We start from the raw sequence: 14,065 nt of genomic DNA, 5'->3' as shown, positions 1-14,065 counted from the left end.
ATCAGCTACCGGTGCCGATCGACGAAGCCTTCGCCTGGATTGCCTTCGCGGTGTCGGCCGGGGACTGGTTGGCCTTGGCCATCTTCTCCACCTCGGTGTCGAACGCGGTCGCGACCTGTTCCCAGTTCACGATCGCCGGCGGCGCCTTGGCGGTCTCCAGCTGCTTGCCGAACACCGGCAGCAGCGGGTCGTTCGCGATGCTCGGGTCCTTCCACGCAGCCTGTACGGCGGGCAGGTCCGTCGAGAGCTTGAACCAGTCGGCCTGGGTCTTGCCGTCGGACAGCCACTTGACCAGCTTCCAGGCGCTGTCCTTGTTCTTGCTGCCCTTGAACACGACGAAGTTGCTGCCGCCGACGAACGACGTGGAGGTCTTGTTCTTCGGCAGCTCGAAGACGCCGATGTTCGGCTTGATCTTGTCGCCGCCGAGCTTGGCGATCGAGCCCGCCATCCAGGGACCGGAGATGAACATCGGTGCCTGACCGCTGACGAACTGCGCCTCGGTCTGGTTCGGCGGCAGGTCGGTCCCGGCGATCTTCTCGGCGAAGAAGGACTGGTAGTACTTCAGCCCCTCCTGCATCTCCGGGGTGTCGAGGGTGAACTGCGAGTCGTCGTCGGAGGTGATGTTCGCCCCGGCCGACCAGGCGAACGGCATCACGGACTGCCAGGAGCCCTGACCGCCCGGCTGCAGGTTGATGCCGTACTTCGCACCGGCCTTCTCCTGCATCGCCTTGGCCATCGCCTTCAGCCCGTCCCAGTCGGTCGGCGGCGTCGTGATGCCGGCCTTGGCCGCCAGGTCCTTGCGGTAGTAGACGACCCGCGTCTCGACGTACCAGGGCACGCCGTAGCTGACGTCCTTGACCTTGGTGGTGTCCAGCGCGCCCGGGAAGAAGGTGCTGGTGTCGATCCCGGCCGGCGTCGGGTCGAGCGCGCCGAGGTCGGCGAACTCACCCATCCAGGTGGTCCCGACCATCGCGGCGTCCGGCAGCGACTGCGCCGTGATCGCGGTGGTGAACTTGTTGTGCGCGGCGTCCCAGGGGATCGGCGTGACCGTCACCTTGGTGCCGGGGTTGGCGGCCTCGAAGTCCTTGGTCAGCTTGGGCAGGTTCTCGCCCTCGGTGCCCATCGCCCAGACGGTCAGGTTCCCGGTGGCCGGGTCGCTGCCGATGCTGGTGGTCGCCTGCGGGGCCGACTCGGGGGAGTCCTCGGACCGGCCGCAGCCGGACAGGGCCAGCGCCACGGCGGTGAGTACGGCGCCGCCGGTCACCAGCCGGCCACGGGTGCTCTGGGTGATCATGCTCGTCTCCTCAGTCGTTTACTGCTGTTGCCGTTCCGTCCCCCGGTGCCGTACCGCAGCTCTGCCGCAGTACGAGTTCTGTCGGTAGTACGTCGTTCCGCGCGCGGGTGCGTTCCCCGGTCACGCGTTCGTGCAGTCGTTGGGCGGCTAGCCGGCCGAGCTCGGCCATCGGCTGCCGCACGGTCGTCAGCCCCGGCGACACGTACCGCGCCGCCATCACGTCGTCCCACCCGGTCACGACGATGTCTTCGGGTACGGCGACACCGCCGTCGCGCAGCGTCTGTACGGCGGCCAGCGCGAGCTCGTCGTTCGCGCAGACGAGACCGTCGGGCCGGGTGCTTGCCTTCAGCAACTCCCGGGCGAACGCGGCACCCGCTGTTTCCGTCAGCGGTACACGCTCCGGCTCCGGGACCTTCAGACCTCGTGCACCCAGTGCCTTCGCGAACCCCGCGTAACGCTGCGACACGTCGTACGAGCTGGCCGGATCGCCGACGAACAGCAGCTCCTGCCGGCCGTGGTCGAGCAACCGCGTCGTCAACCGCTCCGCGCTCGGCACGCTCTCGGTCCGGACCGAGTCGCACCCGGTCACGGGCGGGTGAGCGACCACGACCACCGGCACGTTCGCGCGACGCAGGTCCTGGATCACGGCCGGCCCGAGTGCGTTGCCGTGGACAACGATCCCGTCCACGCGGCTCGCCAGGTCGCGCACGGTCTTGGCCGGGTTCGGATTCCCGTGCGTGACGGTCAGGACGACGCTCTGCCCGTGCTCGCCCGCCCAGCGTTCGTACCCCATCAGCAGGTCTCCGTAGAACGGGCCGGCCAGGTCGGGCAGCACGAGCCCGTGCGCCTCGTGACGTTGCACCGCGAGGCTTCGGGCGGCTCGCAGCGGAACGTAGTTGAGCTCGTGCGCCGCCTGGTCGACCCGCTCCCGGGCCCTGGCCGACACCGGACCGGTGCCCTGCAGCACCCGCGAGACCGTCGCGATCGACAGCTGCGCCAGCGCGGCGACGTCGTAGATCGTCGCCGGCTTGCCGGTCGGTCCGGAGGGCATCGCAGGGGCTCCTTCAGGAGGCTTCGGATCAGAATGGAAGCGCTTACAGTTTTCGACCCTGCCTTGTCCCGGGGTGGTTGGTCAAGGGTTCGGGGCTGCTCGATGTGTTGTCTGAGACGATGTCCCGGTGACCACACACGCAGCGTCAGGGGAGCGGAAGGACCGGCTCTGGCTGGTCCGCCACGGCGAGACCGAGTGGAGCAAGTCGGGCAAGCACACGTCTACGACGGACCTGCCGCTGACCGCGGAGGGTGAGCGGATCGCGGGGGAGTTGCGCGACCGCCTGCAGGGGCACGACTTCGACCTGGTGCTGACGAGTCCGCGGCAACGCGCCCGGCGTACGGCGGAGCTGGCCGGTTTCGCCGACGCCGAGGTCGACGACGACCTGGTCGAGTGGGACTACGGCGACTACGAAGGCATCACCACCGCGCAGATCCGCGAGACCGTGCCTGGCTGGACGGTCTGGGCCAACCCCGTACCCAACGGTGAAACGCCCGCTCAGGTCTCCGAGCGCCTCGACCGCGTGAACGCCCGGATCGCGGCCGTCGACGGCGACGTCCTGGTGTTCGGGCACTCGCACGCGCTGCGCGCCCTCACCGCCCGCTGGCTCGAGCTGGACGTCACGGAGGGTCGCCACTTCGTGCTCAACACCGCGACGGTCTCGATCCTCGGCTGGGAACGCGGCTCAGCGGCGATCCATCAGTGGAACTCGTAGAGCTCGATCCCGCCGACTTCCTCGAATCCCAGACTTGCGTAGACGCTCTGCCCTGCTGACGACGCCTCCAGCACCGCGTACCGCTCGCTGCCGTCCTGTACGGCGTACCGGGTGATCGCTGCGCCGATGCCCTGCCTGCGGGCTTCGGGAACCGTCATCACGAAGTACACCCCGGCGACGTCCTCGGTCAGGAAGATCGTTGCCGTTGCCACCGGTTTGCCGTCGAGCCTGGCCAGGTAGTGCCGCCAGGGATCGTCGTATCCTTCCCGGCGGTAGATCTCGGCGACCCACTCGGCCTCGACCGGTCCTTCGCCGAATCCCTGGCCGAGCGTGTCGGCCCAGACCGCCAGCTCCTCGTCCGTGCTGATCCGGGTGATCTCCAGCCCGGGCTTCGGCGTTTTCTTCGGCATCCGGGCGATCTCGACGGCCATTGCCGGCTCGCGACCGTCGTACGTGAACCCGGCCTTCAGTAATCGCTCACCCAGGTCGTCCGGCCGCATCGACGGTCCGACGTGCCAGGTGCCGGGCACCTTGTGGGCCTTCATCAGGTCGAGCGACTCGGCGATCACTGCGTCGACGTCCTCAGCGGTGAGCTCCGCCGCGACCACCGCGTTGTGGTAGTCGAGCGGCGACCCGCCGATCGTCCAGCGCACCTGCGCGTCGTCACGCCGTACGCCGCCACCCGCTGTCCCCATCCTCAGCAGCAGCTCGGCGGCGTTGTCCTCGATCGCCTGGATCAGCATCTGCCCAGTATCAGCACAGCGCGGCTCGACGGTCGCGGGGTTTTCAGCCCGGGAGGGCGTTCCACTGGGCGAGCGTGGAGGCCAGCAGGGTCGCGGTCGGCAGGTTCTCGAACTCGTCACGGCTGACGAAACGGGCGTCGTCGGCGTCGTCGCCCGCCTTCAGCGTGCCGCCGACCGGCTCGGCCTGGTAGTCGCGGATCACGTAGAGACGCCGGTCGGGCGCGTCCCGCTCGACCTCGCCGACCAGGTCGCCGACGACCACCTGGAGACCGGTTTCCTCGGCGACCTCGCGGGCCACGGCGGTCGGATCGTCCTCGCCCGGCTCGACCCGGCCGCCCGGCAACGACCACAGCCCGCGGCCGGGCTCGTTGGCCCGCTGGACGAGCAGCAGGCGGTGCTGCTCGTCGTACACGAGGGCCCCGACACAGTCGATCCGGTCACGCTCCATGTGGATAACAGTAAGGAGAGGGGTGCGGTCCGGATAGCATCAGTGCCGAGACTTGTCCAGAACGGGTCTGTCTTGTCGAGAGAAAGGATCCTGATCGCTCGTGCGCATCGACCTCCACACCCACTCCAACCGCTCGGACGGCACCGACCCGGTCGACGTCCTGATCGCGCACGCGAAGCGGGACGGCCTGGACGTGATCGCGCTGACCGATCACGACACGGCCGACGGGTGGGCCGAGGGCCGGCGCGCCGCGGAGGAGCTCGGGATCGGTTTCGTGCCCGGGATCGAGATCTCCTGCAAGCTGCACGGGATCGCGGTCCATCTGCTCGCGTACCTGCCCGACCCGTCGTACCAGCCGCTCGCCGAGGAGTTGCGCATCGTCCGCGACGGCCGGACCGAGCGGATCCCCTCGATCGTCGCCCGGCTGAACGGGATGGGCGTCCAGCTCACCGTCGACGAGGTGCTCGCCCAAGCGACCGGTACGCCGTCGGTCGGCCGCCCGCACGTCGCCGACGCGCTGGTTGCCAACGGCACGGTCGCGAACCGCGGCGAGGCGTTCGACCGGTTCCTGGCCGACGGCCGGCCGGGGCACGTGTCGCACTACGCGATCGACCCGGGCCGGGCGATCGACATGGTCCGCGCCGCCGGCGGCGTACCGGTGATCGCGCACCCGTGGGGACGGTCGAGCTACAAGGTCGTCACCGCCGAGACGATCGCCCAGCTGGTCTCCGAGCACGGGCTGGCCGGGATCGAGGTCGACCACCAGGACCACCGGCCGGAGTCGCGGGAGACGCTGCGCGGGATCGCCGAGGACCTCGGCATCATCTGGACCGGATCGAGCGACCACCACGGGCTCGGCAAGGTGAACCACGAGCTCGGGGTGAACACGACCGACCCGGAGCAGTTCCAGCGCCTGCTCGAGGTCGCCAAGGCGAACGCGGCGGCCAGCGGCGCCCAGGTGCCCGAGGCGTACCTGCCGTGAGCTCCGTCATCAACTTCGGCCTGCTCAGCGAGGTCTTCGTCACGCTCTTCGTGATCATGGACCCGCCCGGCACGGTGCCTGTGTTCATCTCGCTGACCGCCGGGCAGTCCCGCGCGGTCCGCAAGAAGGCCGCCTGGCAGGCGGTACTGGTTGCCTTCGGCGTGATCGTGGTGTTCGCCGCCTTCGGTCAGCAGATCCTGCACAACCTCGGAATCACGCTGCCGGCCCTCCAGGCCGCGGGCGGTCTGCTGCTCCTGCTGATCGCGCTGCAGCTGCTGACCGACACGGCCGAGGACCCAGTCCAGACCAAGAACGTCAACATCGCGTTCGTCCCGCTCGGTACCCCGCTGCTGGCCGGCCCCGGCGCGATCGTCGCGACCATGGTCTTCGTCCAGCGCGCCGACGGCTCCCTGCCCGAGGTGGTCGCGATCTCGGTCGGCATCGTCCTGATCCACCTGGTCATGTGGCTCACCCTCCGCTTCTCCGGCCTGATCATGCGCATCCTCGGCGAGAACGGCGTCCTCCTGGTCACCCGGATCGCGGGTCTCCTCCTGAGCGCCATCGCCGTCCAACTGGTTGCCGACGCGGTCTCGGACTTCATCAAGGCCGGCTGAGCGCCCGTACCAGCGCCGTGTGCGTGTGGTGCCAGCGGGCGACGGGACAGTGGGGTCACCGAACGACAGAGGGGTGACCATGACCACGAAGACCGTGAACAAGCTGACGGTGCCCGGCGCGACCCTGCACTACGAGGTCACCGGCAGCGGCCCGGTCCTGCTGCTGATCGCCGGCGGCTTCACCGACGGCGGCATCTTCGACTCCATCGTCGGCCAGCTAGCGGCCGACTACACCGTGATCACCTACGACCCCCGAGGCAACTCCCGCAGCCCGTACGACGCCGAGCAGGCCCGCCGCCCGGCCGGCCCCCGCCCTCAAGTAGTTGCCACCGACGAGCGCACTCACCCGTACGACGAGCGGATCGACCAGTCGGCTGAGGACGCCCTGGCACTCATCGACGCAGTCGCAGGCGACCAACCGGCGTACGTGTTCGGCAGTTCCTCCGGCGCGATCACCGGGCTCGAGCTGATCGCCCGCCACCCGGACCGCGTCCGCATGCTCATCGCGCACGAACCACCCGCCGTCGACGTACTGCCCGACGCCACCACCGCGCACGCGTTCTTCGAGGACGTCCACAGCACCTACACCACCGACGGCCCGGTCCCCGCGCTGCACCTGTTTGCCGGCGGCCTCGGGCTGGACGACGACGACCAGCCGGCACCCGAGGACCTGCGCCCGGAGTACCGGCACGCCATCGAGCGCATGATGGGCAACACCAACACCTTCTTCGCGCACAAGTTGTTGCCCTTCACCCGCTATCGTCCCGACCTCGACGCGCTCCGCGAGATCGCCGGCAAGATCGTCCCCGCGGCAGGAGCGGACTCCGCCGAGCACCTGCCGGCCCGCCCGATCGCCGTGATCGCCGACGAGATCGGCTGGCCGGTCGTCACCTTCCCCGGCGGCCACACCGGCTACGCCTCCCACCCGGTCCAGTTCGCCACCCTGCTCAGTCGCCTGCTGGAGTCCGACCAGACCGCCTGAGGTGGGCCGGGCTGCCACTTGCTGCAAACCAGGTTGACGCCCCGCGGCACCCCGGCGTACCGTCACTCTCCTTCCCTTGACAACGGCGCGTTCAGCGTGCCGCCACAGTGGTGTCCGAACCCCCGGGTCCTTCAGGATCCGGGGCAGTTCAGCGTGCCGCTGTGCCCCGGACACCACCTTCGTCTGACGAAAGGAGGTTGCCGTGGGCGTCTACTGGGCGATCGCGGTCCGGTCGTTCCGCCGGTTCTCGACGTACCGGATCGCCACCCTGTCGGGCGCGTTCACCAACACCGTCTTCGGGTTCATCTTCTGCGGTGTCTACCTGACCCTGTGGGACCAGCGCCCGAACCTCGGCGGGTACGACGTCACCGACGCGCTCACGTTCGTCTGGCTGCAGCAGGGCCTGCTGGTCCCGATCGGGATCTTCGGCGCGCGCACCACCGTCGAGCTGGGCGAGCGGGTCCGGACCGGTGAGATCGCCGTCGACCTGTACCGGCCGACCCACCTGATGCTGTGGTGGTTGTCGATGGACGCCGGGCGGGCCGCGTTCGAACTGGTCGCCCGCGGCGGCGTCCCGCTGCTCGTCGGTTCGCTCGTCTTCGACCTGCGCTTCCCGTCGTCGGCCCTGCAAGGGTTGGCGGTCGGCGTCGCGCTGGCGTTCGGGATCCTGGTCAGCTTCGGCATCCGGTACCTGGTCGCGCTGTCCGGGTTCTGGATGACCGATTCGCGTGGCCTGGAAGGGTTCGCGCTGGTGCTGTCGCTGTTCTTCTCCGGCTCGATCCTGCCGCTGGTGGTGTTCCCGGGCTGGTTCGGCGAGTTCGCCCGGGCGACGCCGTGGGCGGCGACCATGCAGGTCCCGATCGACGTCTGGCTCGGGCAGAACGGGCTGGCCCGGGCGCTCGGGTTCCAGCTCGGCTGGGTCGTCGTCCTGCTGCTGGTCGGCCGGCTCGCGACCGTGCTGGCGACCCGGAAGGTGGTGATCCAGGGTGGCTGAGATCTCGTTGCGTAGGGCAATGGCCTGGCCGGGCCAGTACTGGATGCTGGTGCTGATGTGGATCCGGTCGTCGCTGGCCTATCCCGCGTCGTTCGTGTTCCTGCTGATCGGCTCGGCGCTCGTCACGGTGACCGACTTCGTCGCCGTACTGATCATGTTCAGCCACATCAAGAGCTTCGGCGGCTTCGACCTCGGCCAGATGGCGCTGCTGTACGGCACCGCGTCGATGACGCTCGGCATCGCCGACCTCGTCACCGGCTCGATCGAACGCATCGGCCAGCGGATCCGGACCGGTGATCTGGACGTCTGGCTGGTCCGCCCGGTCCCGGCGTTCGTCCAGGCGATCGCGGACAACTTCGCGCTCCGGCGGCTCGGCCGGCCGCTGCAGGCGGGGCTGATCCTCGGCCTCGGGATCGGTGCCGTCGACATCGACTGGACGGCGCTGAAGGTGGTCTTCCTGGTCGTCTCGCTGCTCAGCGGCGCGGTGATCTTCGCCGCGATCTTCGTGCTCGGCGGCGCGTTCCAGTTCATCGCGATCGACTCGGCCGAGCTCGCCAACTCGTTCACGTACGGCGGGCAGCAGCTCACCCAGTACCCGCTGTCGATCTTCGGCCAGGACATCGTCCGCGCCGTCACGTTCGTCGTACCGCTTGCCTTCGTCAACTACTACCCGGTGCTCTACGTGCTGGGTAAACCGGCCCCGCTGGGCCTGCCGTCCTGGATCGGCCTGCTGGCCCCGGCCGTCGCGGTCGTGATGACCGCGGTCGCGTCGCTGGCCTGGCGAGGCGGTCTCCGCCGCTACCGCAGTACAGGGAGCTGATTCGTCGTGCCCGTCATCGAGCTGGACCAGGTGTCCCGCGCGTTCACCGTCTCCACCCGCACCGGCCTGCGTCGTACCCGCCGCGAGGTCCGCGCCGTCGACGACCTGTCGTTCACCGTCGAACCCGGCGAGGTGATGGGCTACATCGGCCCGAACGGCGCCGGCAAGTCCACGACGATCAAGATGCTCACCGGCATTCTGGTCCCCACCAGCGGCACCATCCGCGTCGCCGGCGTCGATCCCTCCCGCCACCGCACCCGCCTGGCCAAACGCATCGGCGTCGTATTCGGCCAACGCACCACGCTGTGGTGGGACCTTCCGTTGAAGGACTCGTTCGCCGTCCTGCAAAAGATGTACGGCGTACCGCGCGCCCGCCACCGCGAGAACCTCGACACCTTCGTCGAACTCCTCGACCTGGGCGAGCTCCTCGACGTCCCCGTCCGCGCACTCTCCCTGGGCCAACGCATGCGAGGCGACATCGCCGCCGCCCTGCTCCATGACCCCGAGATCGTCTACCTCGACGAGCCCACCATCGGCCTAGACATCGTCAGCAAGGCTCGCCTCAGAACCTTCCTGGCCGAACTCAACAAGTCCCGAGGCACCACGGTCATCCTCACCACCCACGACCTCGACGACATCGAGGCCCTCTGCTCGAGAGTCATGGTCATCGACCACGGCCACCAGGTCTACGACGGCACCCTCACCGGCCTCAGAGCCTCCCAATCAGCCCCGCGCACCCTGGTCGTCGACCTCGCCACGCCCCACCCACCCATCACCATCACCGGCGCCACCGTCACCCGCACCGACGGCCCCCGCCAGTGGCTCTCCTTCCCACCCACCACCTCAGCCGCCCCGCTGGTCGCCGAAATCGCCGCCACCTACCCGCTGGTCGACCTCTCCGTCCAAGAGCCCCCCATCGAATCCATCATCACCAAGCTCTACGCCGACCCCCGCATCCACACCGACTGACTCCAGCTCAGTTGCCCAGGGCATCAGTCTGTACGCCGTACTCAGCCGAGGTCGGCGGTCGGCTGGTCGTACAACCCCCGCCGTGGGCGGACGTCCTGTCGTGCCGCTCAGCCGAGGTCGGCGATGAGGGAGGCGAAGACTACGTCGGGTTCCATCGGGTGCTGGTCGGCTCGCCAGGCTCGGAGGGGGACTGCTCGGGTTTCCTCGTCCAGCAGGCCGACTCCGCCCTCGACGGCGCGGCGCGCTTCGGTCACACCGACCTCCTCGTAACTGAAGATCGTGCCGGCCAGGTAGTCGTCACGCAGGGCCTCGTTGCGGTGGAACTTGCCGGTGTTGGCGACATAGGTCCACACGTCCCCGTCGATCAGCGCCATCACCCACACCAGCCGCTCTTCGTCACGTGCCAGGAACAACCGTGTCATCTCGTCCGCCCGTCGTTCTCGATCCACGCGCCGTCCGGAGCTCGCCCGCTGGACCTGACCAGGTAGGCATGCGTCACCTGCATCGCCGCCGTACCGGCTCAGCCGAGGTCGGCGGTTGCTCTGGCGAGGACGGTGTCGGGATCGAGGGTGTTGGTGTCGGCCTCCCAAGCGTGGAGGGCCTGGTTGAGGCCTTGGGCGGCCAGGCGGCCGAGCTCCTGATCGATCAGGTGGCGGGCGTCGCTGGTGCGGAGGTCGGTGAAGGTGAGGTCGCCGCCGGTGAAGAACTCGTCCCGGAGTCCGAGGTTGAGGTGGAACTTGCCGGTGTTCGGGAGGTACGACCAGACGTCGGAGTCGATCAGCGCGACGACCCACAGCTTGCGCTCGCCGTGTGAGGCCAGGTACAGCTTCGTCATCTCGCTCTCCCGTTGTCCTTGGTCTGCTCGTGCGCCATGCCGGCGGTCCGGCCTGGGCGTTCTTCGGTTCCGTCGGTGGATTGCCGTGCCGTCCGTGTGACCGGCGTACCGTAGCGCTTCGTCTCGACCGGGCGGCCACCCAGCACTGTCAGGCTCTCGAGGCCGGCGGGGAAGGCCATTGCAGCCGACGCGTCCCTTGCCTGAGCGGTGGCTTCGTCGCGCCGCCACTGGGGTTGCTCCGGGTCGCGTTCGATCTGGTACAGGCTCTTTGTCCGCATCTTCACCTCGATGGACTCGGTCGAGTGGAACTGTACTTCGACCGGAATCCCGTCAGTGGTGCGCATGATCGCGTGCACACCTTTGTAGCGGCTGCCGTCGACGTACGACTGATGGGCCGAGCCCACCGTCCATCCGGCGTCGATCAACCGGTCGACAGTGCTGCGGACCGAGTCGACCAGGCTGCTCGGGGCCTCTGTCATCACGGTGAAGCGAAGCACGTCCACGACCGGTACGCCGGTGTGGCGTTGCTTCCAGAGTTTCCTGGCCAGGGATTGTGGCGACTTCACCCGATGGTCCAGCTCATGCGGTACGTCGACGCCGATCGACTGAAGGAACTCCCGAGTCGTGGAGTCGTGGTGCGCCAGGGCCTGCTGGAGCAGAGAGAGGCTCGCCGTCGTTGCCTCGAGGCCGAACTCCGCGATGAGCTGCGCTGTGGTCGGGACCGGATCGTCCCAGTCGAGGTCGTGGCCCGCGGCGGTGAGCCCGGCGTGCAGGTCGCTGGGCTCCGGAAGGTCGGGCGTCGCGGTCATCTGATCCCCCAGGTGGTCGTTGTTCTTCGAAGGTAGTTAGTTCGGGAGGGGCTGTGGGTGGGGAATTAGATCTGTGGATAAGTGGTGAGGAGGTTTCAGTTGTGACCTGGTGGGGGTGGGGTCGTTGGGGGTTTGGTGGAGGGACCCAACCAGGTGTGGGGTGGAGAGGGTAGACAGGGTGTGGCTGCGACGATGATCGAGCGGGGTGGGGTGGTGGCGCCTCCGGCGGACGGGGCTGGGTTCGTGGCGTGGGTGCGGCCGCACCTGCCGGCGATGGCTCGGGTGGCCGGCCGGTTGGGGGTGGGGGCCGACCGGGACGACATCGTGCAGGAGGCGCTGACGCGCGCCTGGATGAAGCGTGGGCAGTACGACGCGGCGCGCGGGTCGGCGTCGGCGTGGTTGCTGGCGATCACGGCGGACCAGGCGCGGAAGGCTGCGCGGCGGGTTCGGCCGGTGGTGGAGCTGGCGGAGCACGACGCCGCGGCCACGGGTGGGGACGTCGACGGCCGGGTGGACGTGGGGCAGGCGATGGAAGCGCTGTCGGCGCGGCAGCGGCTGGCCGTGGACTGTTTCTACTTCGCCGACCTGTCGGTGGCCGACACGGCGGCGGTGATGGGGTGCTCCGAGGGCACCGTGAAATCAACTCTTTCCGACGCGCGGGCACGCCTGCGGTCCTTGCTGGAGGTCAGCGAATGACACCGACCGACGAGATCGACGAGCTGCTGCGGCAGGCGGGTTCTCGGTGGCGTGCCGAGCAGCCTTCGCCGCCGGAGCCGGACCTGGAGCGGATCACCCGCAAGCCCCCGAAGCGCTGGCTGGTTCCGGCGCTGGCCGCGGCGAGTGTCGCGGCGATCGCGACGGCCGCGCTGATCGTCCTGCCCGGTGGAGACGACGAGCCGGTGGTTGCCCCGGGCAACGGGAAGACGCATCCGCTGGAGGTCAGGGACGGGGACCGGGTGGAGGTCAGCGGTCAGGTGATCGCGGCTCCCGGCGTACCGGTGCGGTACTGCCTGCCGCTGCCGACGACCGCGCCGCTCGCCGTCGCGGGTGGGGCGCCGGAGTGTGCGCCTGGCGGGGCGGTGGATCTGACCGGGGTGGACCTCACGCGGCTGGTCGATCTGAGCGTGATCGGTGGTGTGAGGTCAGGCAACGCGCGGCTGGTCGGGAAGTGGACGGCCGGGACGATCGCGGTCGACGAGCAGGGGCCTCCGGTGACCGTGCAGCCGGGCGACTCGGCGCCGACGGTTCCGTGCGCGGCGCCGGCTGGTGGGTGGAAGGCCGGCGATGCGAGTGAGTCGATGACGCCGGCACTCGAGAAGTACGTGAAGGCGCACGCGAGCGAGCTGCAGAATCCGTGGATCGGCTGGCCGGAGGGCTTCCCGACCGAGACGACGCCGGGAGCGCCGCCGAACAAGCCGAGTGTCGTGATGATCGGCGTAGCGCGCGGCGATGTCGCGGCGGTACGGCGGGCGGTGGACCCGCTGGTCATGGGCAACCTGTGCGTGACGCAGGTGAAGGTGAGCCAGGCGGAGGCGGCGGAGCAACAGAAGGCGGTCGACGCGCTGCCGCGGGCGGAGTACGGGATCACGGCGACGGGCCTTGGCGTGGGGGACAAGCCGGTACGGGTGGAGCTGCGGATCCTGGACGAGAAGACATTGACCGCGTTGAAGCCGATCGGCGTGGACTCGCTGGATCTGCAGCCGTACATCCGGCCGGTCTCCTAGCCGAGTAGGTAGGCCGCCGCAGTGCACCCCTCCAAGGCAGCGGCGGCCCACCCAAAGTCTTCAAGGGCCTCACTCGAGAGAACCACTCGAGAACTATGGCGCAATGTCAGCTGGTCGCGTCCGGACCGGTCAGGATCTTCAGGTCCCTGACCGAGTACGACAGGCTGCCGCGGAAGCCGATGCCCTTGCGGACGATCTTGAGATCGGCCAGTTCCTCCCCCGGCGCGGGCAGGAAGTTCAGGTCGCTGGTGCCGCCCCAGGTGTTGGCGACCGTCGGGTTCTCCAGGATCGACTGGGTCAGTTCATGAACGGCCGGGTTGTTGAAGTTGCCGGCGGTCAGCCGCGGGAAGTGCCGCAGGTTGACGATCGGCCGGCCCAGCGCCGGGATTCCGGCGATCGGCTTGTCGAGGGTGACGCGGGCCTCGGCGAGGCGGCGGCCGGCTGACGACATCGCGGCGGCGAAGGTCCCGCCCGGGCCGACCACCGGAGCCGCGTTGCTGGCGACCGGGAAGGCGCGGGTCTGCTTGATCGTGCCGAGCTTCTTCGGGAAGCCCTGGAACCAGCCGCGGGCCAGCGCCGCGTCGTTGTCGACGTAGATGTACGGGCACCAGGCGACCGGCGCGCCCTTGAACTGCGCGTCGAGCAGGACCAGGAACTCGGAGTACAGGCTGCGGTCCGGGTCGAGGTACTCCTGGTGGTCCCCGGAGAACTGCCAGTCGATGAACAGCGCGTAGCCGTGGCCCGCGGTTGCCGGGTCGGGCGTCAGGCCGGCAGGCAGCGCCGCCTTGGCCGCGTCGGCGCTGGTCCAGAACTCGGCGCCGATCAGGTCGCCGACGTAGTGCCACGGCGGGGCGCCGACGATGTTCGCCGTACCGCGTGCGCTCAGCGGCAGGCTGTAGCCCTTGAGTTCGCCCGGCGGGAGGTCCGTGGTGGCGGCCGAGGCGGAGGAAGCAGAAGTCAGAGTGGACGCCGCGACGGTGGCCGCGATGCCGCCGCCGATCAGGCTACGGCGACCCACCGAGCCCGAGCGGTCTGTGCTTTCGGTTGTCATGCCTGCAACGCTATTCAGCGCCGATACACGTTGT

Annotated in this window: 17 protein-coding genes; 9 read left to right on the top strand and 8 right to left on the bottom strand. The window is 69.1% G+C overall.

Translation table 11 applies throughout. From position 1 onward, the window contains the following. Position 1 precedes the first annotated feature (1 nt). On the bottom strand, positions 2-1,294 hold the full coding sequence (locus ACYVIO_RS27755) for a sugar ABC transporter substrate-binding protein (protein WP_460653848.1): 1,293 nt from the start codon (positions 1,292-1,294) through the stop codon (positions 2-4). Between the two features lie 10 nt (positions 1,295-1,304). Beyond that, positions 1,305-2,345 carry a LacI family DNA-binding transcriptional regulator gene (locus ACYVIO_RS27750; protein WP_460653847.1) on the bottom strand — a complete coding sequence of 347 codons (1,041 nt, stop codon included), beginning with the start codon at positions 2,343-2,345 and terminating at the stop codon, positions 1,305-1,307. 127 nt (positions 2,346-2,472) lie between these two features. Here ACYVIO_RS27750 and ACYVIO_RS27745 point away from each other — a divergent pair, with 127 nt between their 5' ends. Next, positions 2,473-3,060, top strand: a complete 588-nt coding sequence (locus ACYVIO_RS27745) for a histidine phosphatase family protein (protein WP_460653846.1) — start codon at positions 2,473-2,475, stop codon at positions 3,058-3,060. Here ACYVIO_RS27745 and ACYVIO_RS27740 read toward each other — a convergent pair. Continuing rightward, on the bottom strand, positions 3,045-3,803 hold the full coding sequence (locus ACYVIO_RS27740; protein ID WP_460653845.1) for a GNAT family N-acetyltransferase: 759 nt from the start codon (positions 3,801-3,803) through the stop codon (positions 3,045-3,047). The genes ACYVIO_RS27745 and ACYVIO_RS27740 overlap by 16 nt on opposite strands. Before the next feature lie 43 nt (positions 3,804-3,846). Beyond that, a complete protein-coding gene (locus ACYVIO_RS27735) occupies positions 3,847-4,251 on the bottom strand; it encodes an NUDIX hydrolase (RefSeq protein ID WP_460653844.1) in 405 nt (134 codons plus the stop codon). Positions 4,252-4,351: 100 nt separating this feature from the next. Here ACYVIO_RS27735 and ACYVIO_RS27730 point away from each other — a divergent pair, with 100 nt between their 5' ends. The 6 genes from ACYVIO_RS27730 (at position 4,352) to ACYVIO_RS27705 (ending at position 9,612) form a co-directional block, all read left to right on the top strand. Beyond that, positions 4,352-5,233 (top strand): PHP domain-containing protein, encoded by an 882-nt coding sequence (locus ACYVIO_RS27730; RefSeq protein WP_460653843.1) that lies wholly within the window; start codon positions 4,352-4,354, stop codon positions 5,231-5,233. Further along, positions 5,230-5,847, top strand: coding sequence for a MarC family protein (locus tag ACYVIO_RS27725; RefSeq protein ID WP_425831333.1), 618 nt, complete (start codon positions 5,230-5,232; stop codon positions 5,845-5,847). Before ACYVIO_RS27730 ends, ACYVIO_RS27725 begins: the two co-directional genes overlap by 4 nt. Before the next feature lie 79 nt (positions 5,848-5,926). Continuing rightward, positions 5,927-6,829: an alpha/beta hydrolase gene (locus ACYVIO_RS27720; protein WP_460653842.1), complete on the top strand. Its 903-nt coding sequence runs from the start codon at positions 5,927-5,929 to the stop codon at positions 6,827-6,829. A gap of 202 nt (positions 6,830-7,031) precedes the next feature. After that, entirely contained in the window at positions 7,032-7,823 is a 792-nt protein-coding gene (locus ACYVIO_RS27715; protein WP_460653841.1) for an ABC transporter permease, read from the top strand. Continuing rightward, a complete protein-coding gene (locus ACYVIO_RS27710; RefSeq protein WP_460653840.1) occupies positions 7,816-8,643 on the top strand; it encodes an ABC transporter permease in 828 nt (275 codons plus the stop codon). Before ACYVIO_RS27715 ends, ACYVIO_RS27710 begins: the two co-directional genes overlap by 8 nt. Before the next feature lie 6 nt (positions 8,644-8,649). Continuing rightward, positions 8,650-9,612, top strand: coding sequence for an ABC transporter ATP-binding protein (locus ACYVIO_RS27705; RefSeq protein WP_460653839.1), 963 nt, complete (start codon positions 8,650-8,652; stop codon positions 9,610-9,612). A gap of 107 nt (positions 9,613-9,719) precedes the next feature. Here the strand turns inward: ACYVIO_RS27705 and ACYVIO_RS27700 are convergent, their stop codons facing one another. From ACYVIO_RS27700 to ACYVIO_RS27690, 3 genes are all read right to left on the bottom strand, one after another. Next, the gene (locus ACYVIO_RS27700) at positions 9,720-10,034 is read right to left on the bottom strand and encodes a hypothetical protein (protein WP_460653838.1); all 315 of its coding nucleotides are present in this window, start codon (positions 10,032-10,034) and stop codon (positions 9,720-9,722) included. Positions 10,035-10,132: 98 nt separating this feature from the next. Next, on the bottom strand, positions 10,133-10,447 hold the full coding sequence (locus tag ACYVIO_RS27695) for a hypothetical protein (protein ID WP_460653837.1): 315 nt from the start codon (positions 10,445-10,447) through the stop codon (positions 10,133-10,135). Next, complete coding sequence (locus ACYVIO_RS27690; RefSeq protein ID WP_460653836.1) at positions 10,444-11,256, bottom strand: hypothetical protein; 813 nt, start codon at positions 11,254-11,256, stop codon at positions 10,444-10,446. The genes ACYVIO_RS27695 and ACYVIO_RS27690 overlap by 4 nt, the downstream gene beginning before the upstream one ends. 180 nt (positions 11,257-11,436) lie before the next feature. Between ACYVIO_RS27690 and ACYVIO_RS27685 the strand changes: the two genes are divergently transcribed. Continuing rightward, a complete protein-coding gene (locus tag ACYVIO_RS27685; protein ID WP_460653835.1) occupies positions 11,437-11,952 on the top strand; it encodes an RNA polymerase sigma factor in 516 nt (171 codons plus the stop codon). Beyond that, positions 11,949-12,980, top strand: a complete 1,032-nt coding sequence (locus ACYVIO_RS27680; protein ID WP_460653834.1) for a hypothetical protein — start codon at positions 11,949-11,951, stop codon at positions 12,978-12,980. Before ACYVIO_RS27685 ends, ACYVIO_RS27680 begins: the two co-directional genes overlap by 4 nt. A 106-nt stretch (positions 12,981-13,086) precedes the next feature. Here the strand turns inward: ACYVIO_RS27680 and ACYVIO_RS27675 are convergent, their stop codons facing one another. Further along, complete coding sequence (locus tag ACYVIO_RS27675) at positions 13,087-14,031, bottom strand: acetoacetate decarboxylase family protein (protein ID WP_460653833.1); 945 nt, start codon at positions 14,029-14,031, stop codon at positions 13,087-13,089. Between the last annotated feature and the right edge of the window lie 34 nt (positions 14,032-14,065).

This window comes from Kribbella endophytica (assembly GCF_054781295.1).
The sequence above is the reverse complement of the archived record's forward strand: the minus strand, read 5'-3'. Positions and strand labels throughout refer to the sequence as shown.

Excerpts from the sequence above, each read along its gene's own strand:
- ACYVIO_RS27755 (WP_460653848.1), bottom strand. The coding sequence starts at position 1,294 with ATGATCACCCAGAGCACCCGTGGCCGGCTGGTGACCGGCGGCGCCGTA.
- ACYVIO_RS27750 (WP_460653847.1), bottom strand. The coding sequence starts at position 2,345 with ATGCCCTCCGGACCGACCGGCAAGCCGGCGACGATCTACGACGTCGCC.
- ACYVIO_RS27740 (WP_460653845.1), bottom strand. The coding sequence starts at position 3,803 with ATGCTGATCCAGGCGATCGAGGACAACGCCGCCGAGCTGCTGCTGAGG.
- ACYVIO_RS27735 (WP_460653844.1), bottom strand. The coding sequence starts at position 4,251 with ATGGAGCGTGACCGGATCGACTGTGTCGGGGCCCTCGTGTACGACGAG.
- ACYVIO_RS27720 (WP_460653842.1), top strand. The coding sequence starts at position 5,927 with ATGACCACGAAGACCGTGAACAAGCTGACGGTGCCCGGCGCGACCCTG.
- ACYVIO_RS27700 (WP_460653838.1), bottom strand. The coding sequence starts at position 10,034 with ATGACACGGTTGTTCCTGGCACGTGACGAAGAGCGGCTGGTGTGGGTG.
- ACYVIO_RS27695 (WP_460653837.1), bottom strand. The coding sequence starts at position 10,447 with ATGACGAAGCTGTACCTGGCCTCACACGGCGAGCGCAAGCTGTGGGTC.
- ACYVIO_RS27690 (WP_460653836.1), bottom strand. The coding sequence starts at position 11,256 with ATGACCGCGACGCCCGACCTTCCGGAGCCCAGCGACCTGCACGCCGGG.
- ACYVIO_RS27680 (WP_460653834.1), top strand. The coding sequence starts at position 11,949 with ATGACACCGACCGACGAGATCGACGAGCTGCTGCGGCAGGCGGGTTCT.
- ACYVIO_RS27675 (WP_460653833.1), bottom strand. The coding sequence starts at position 14,031 with ATGACAACCGAAAGCACAGACCGCTCGGGCTCGGTGGGTCGCCGTAGC.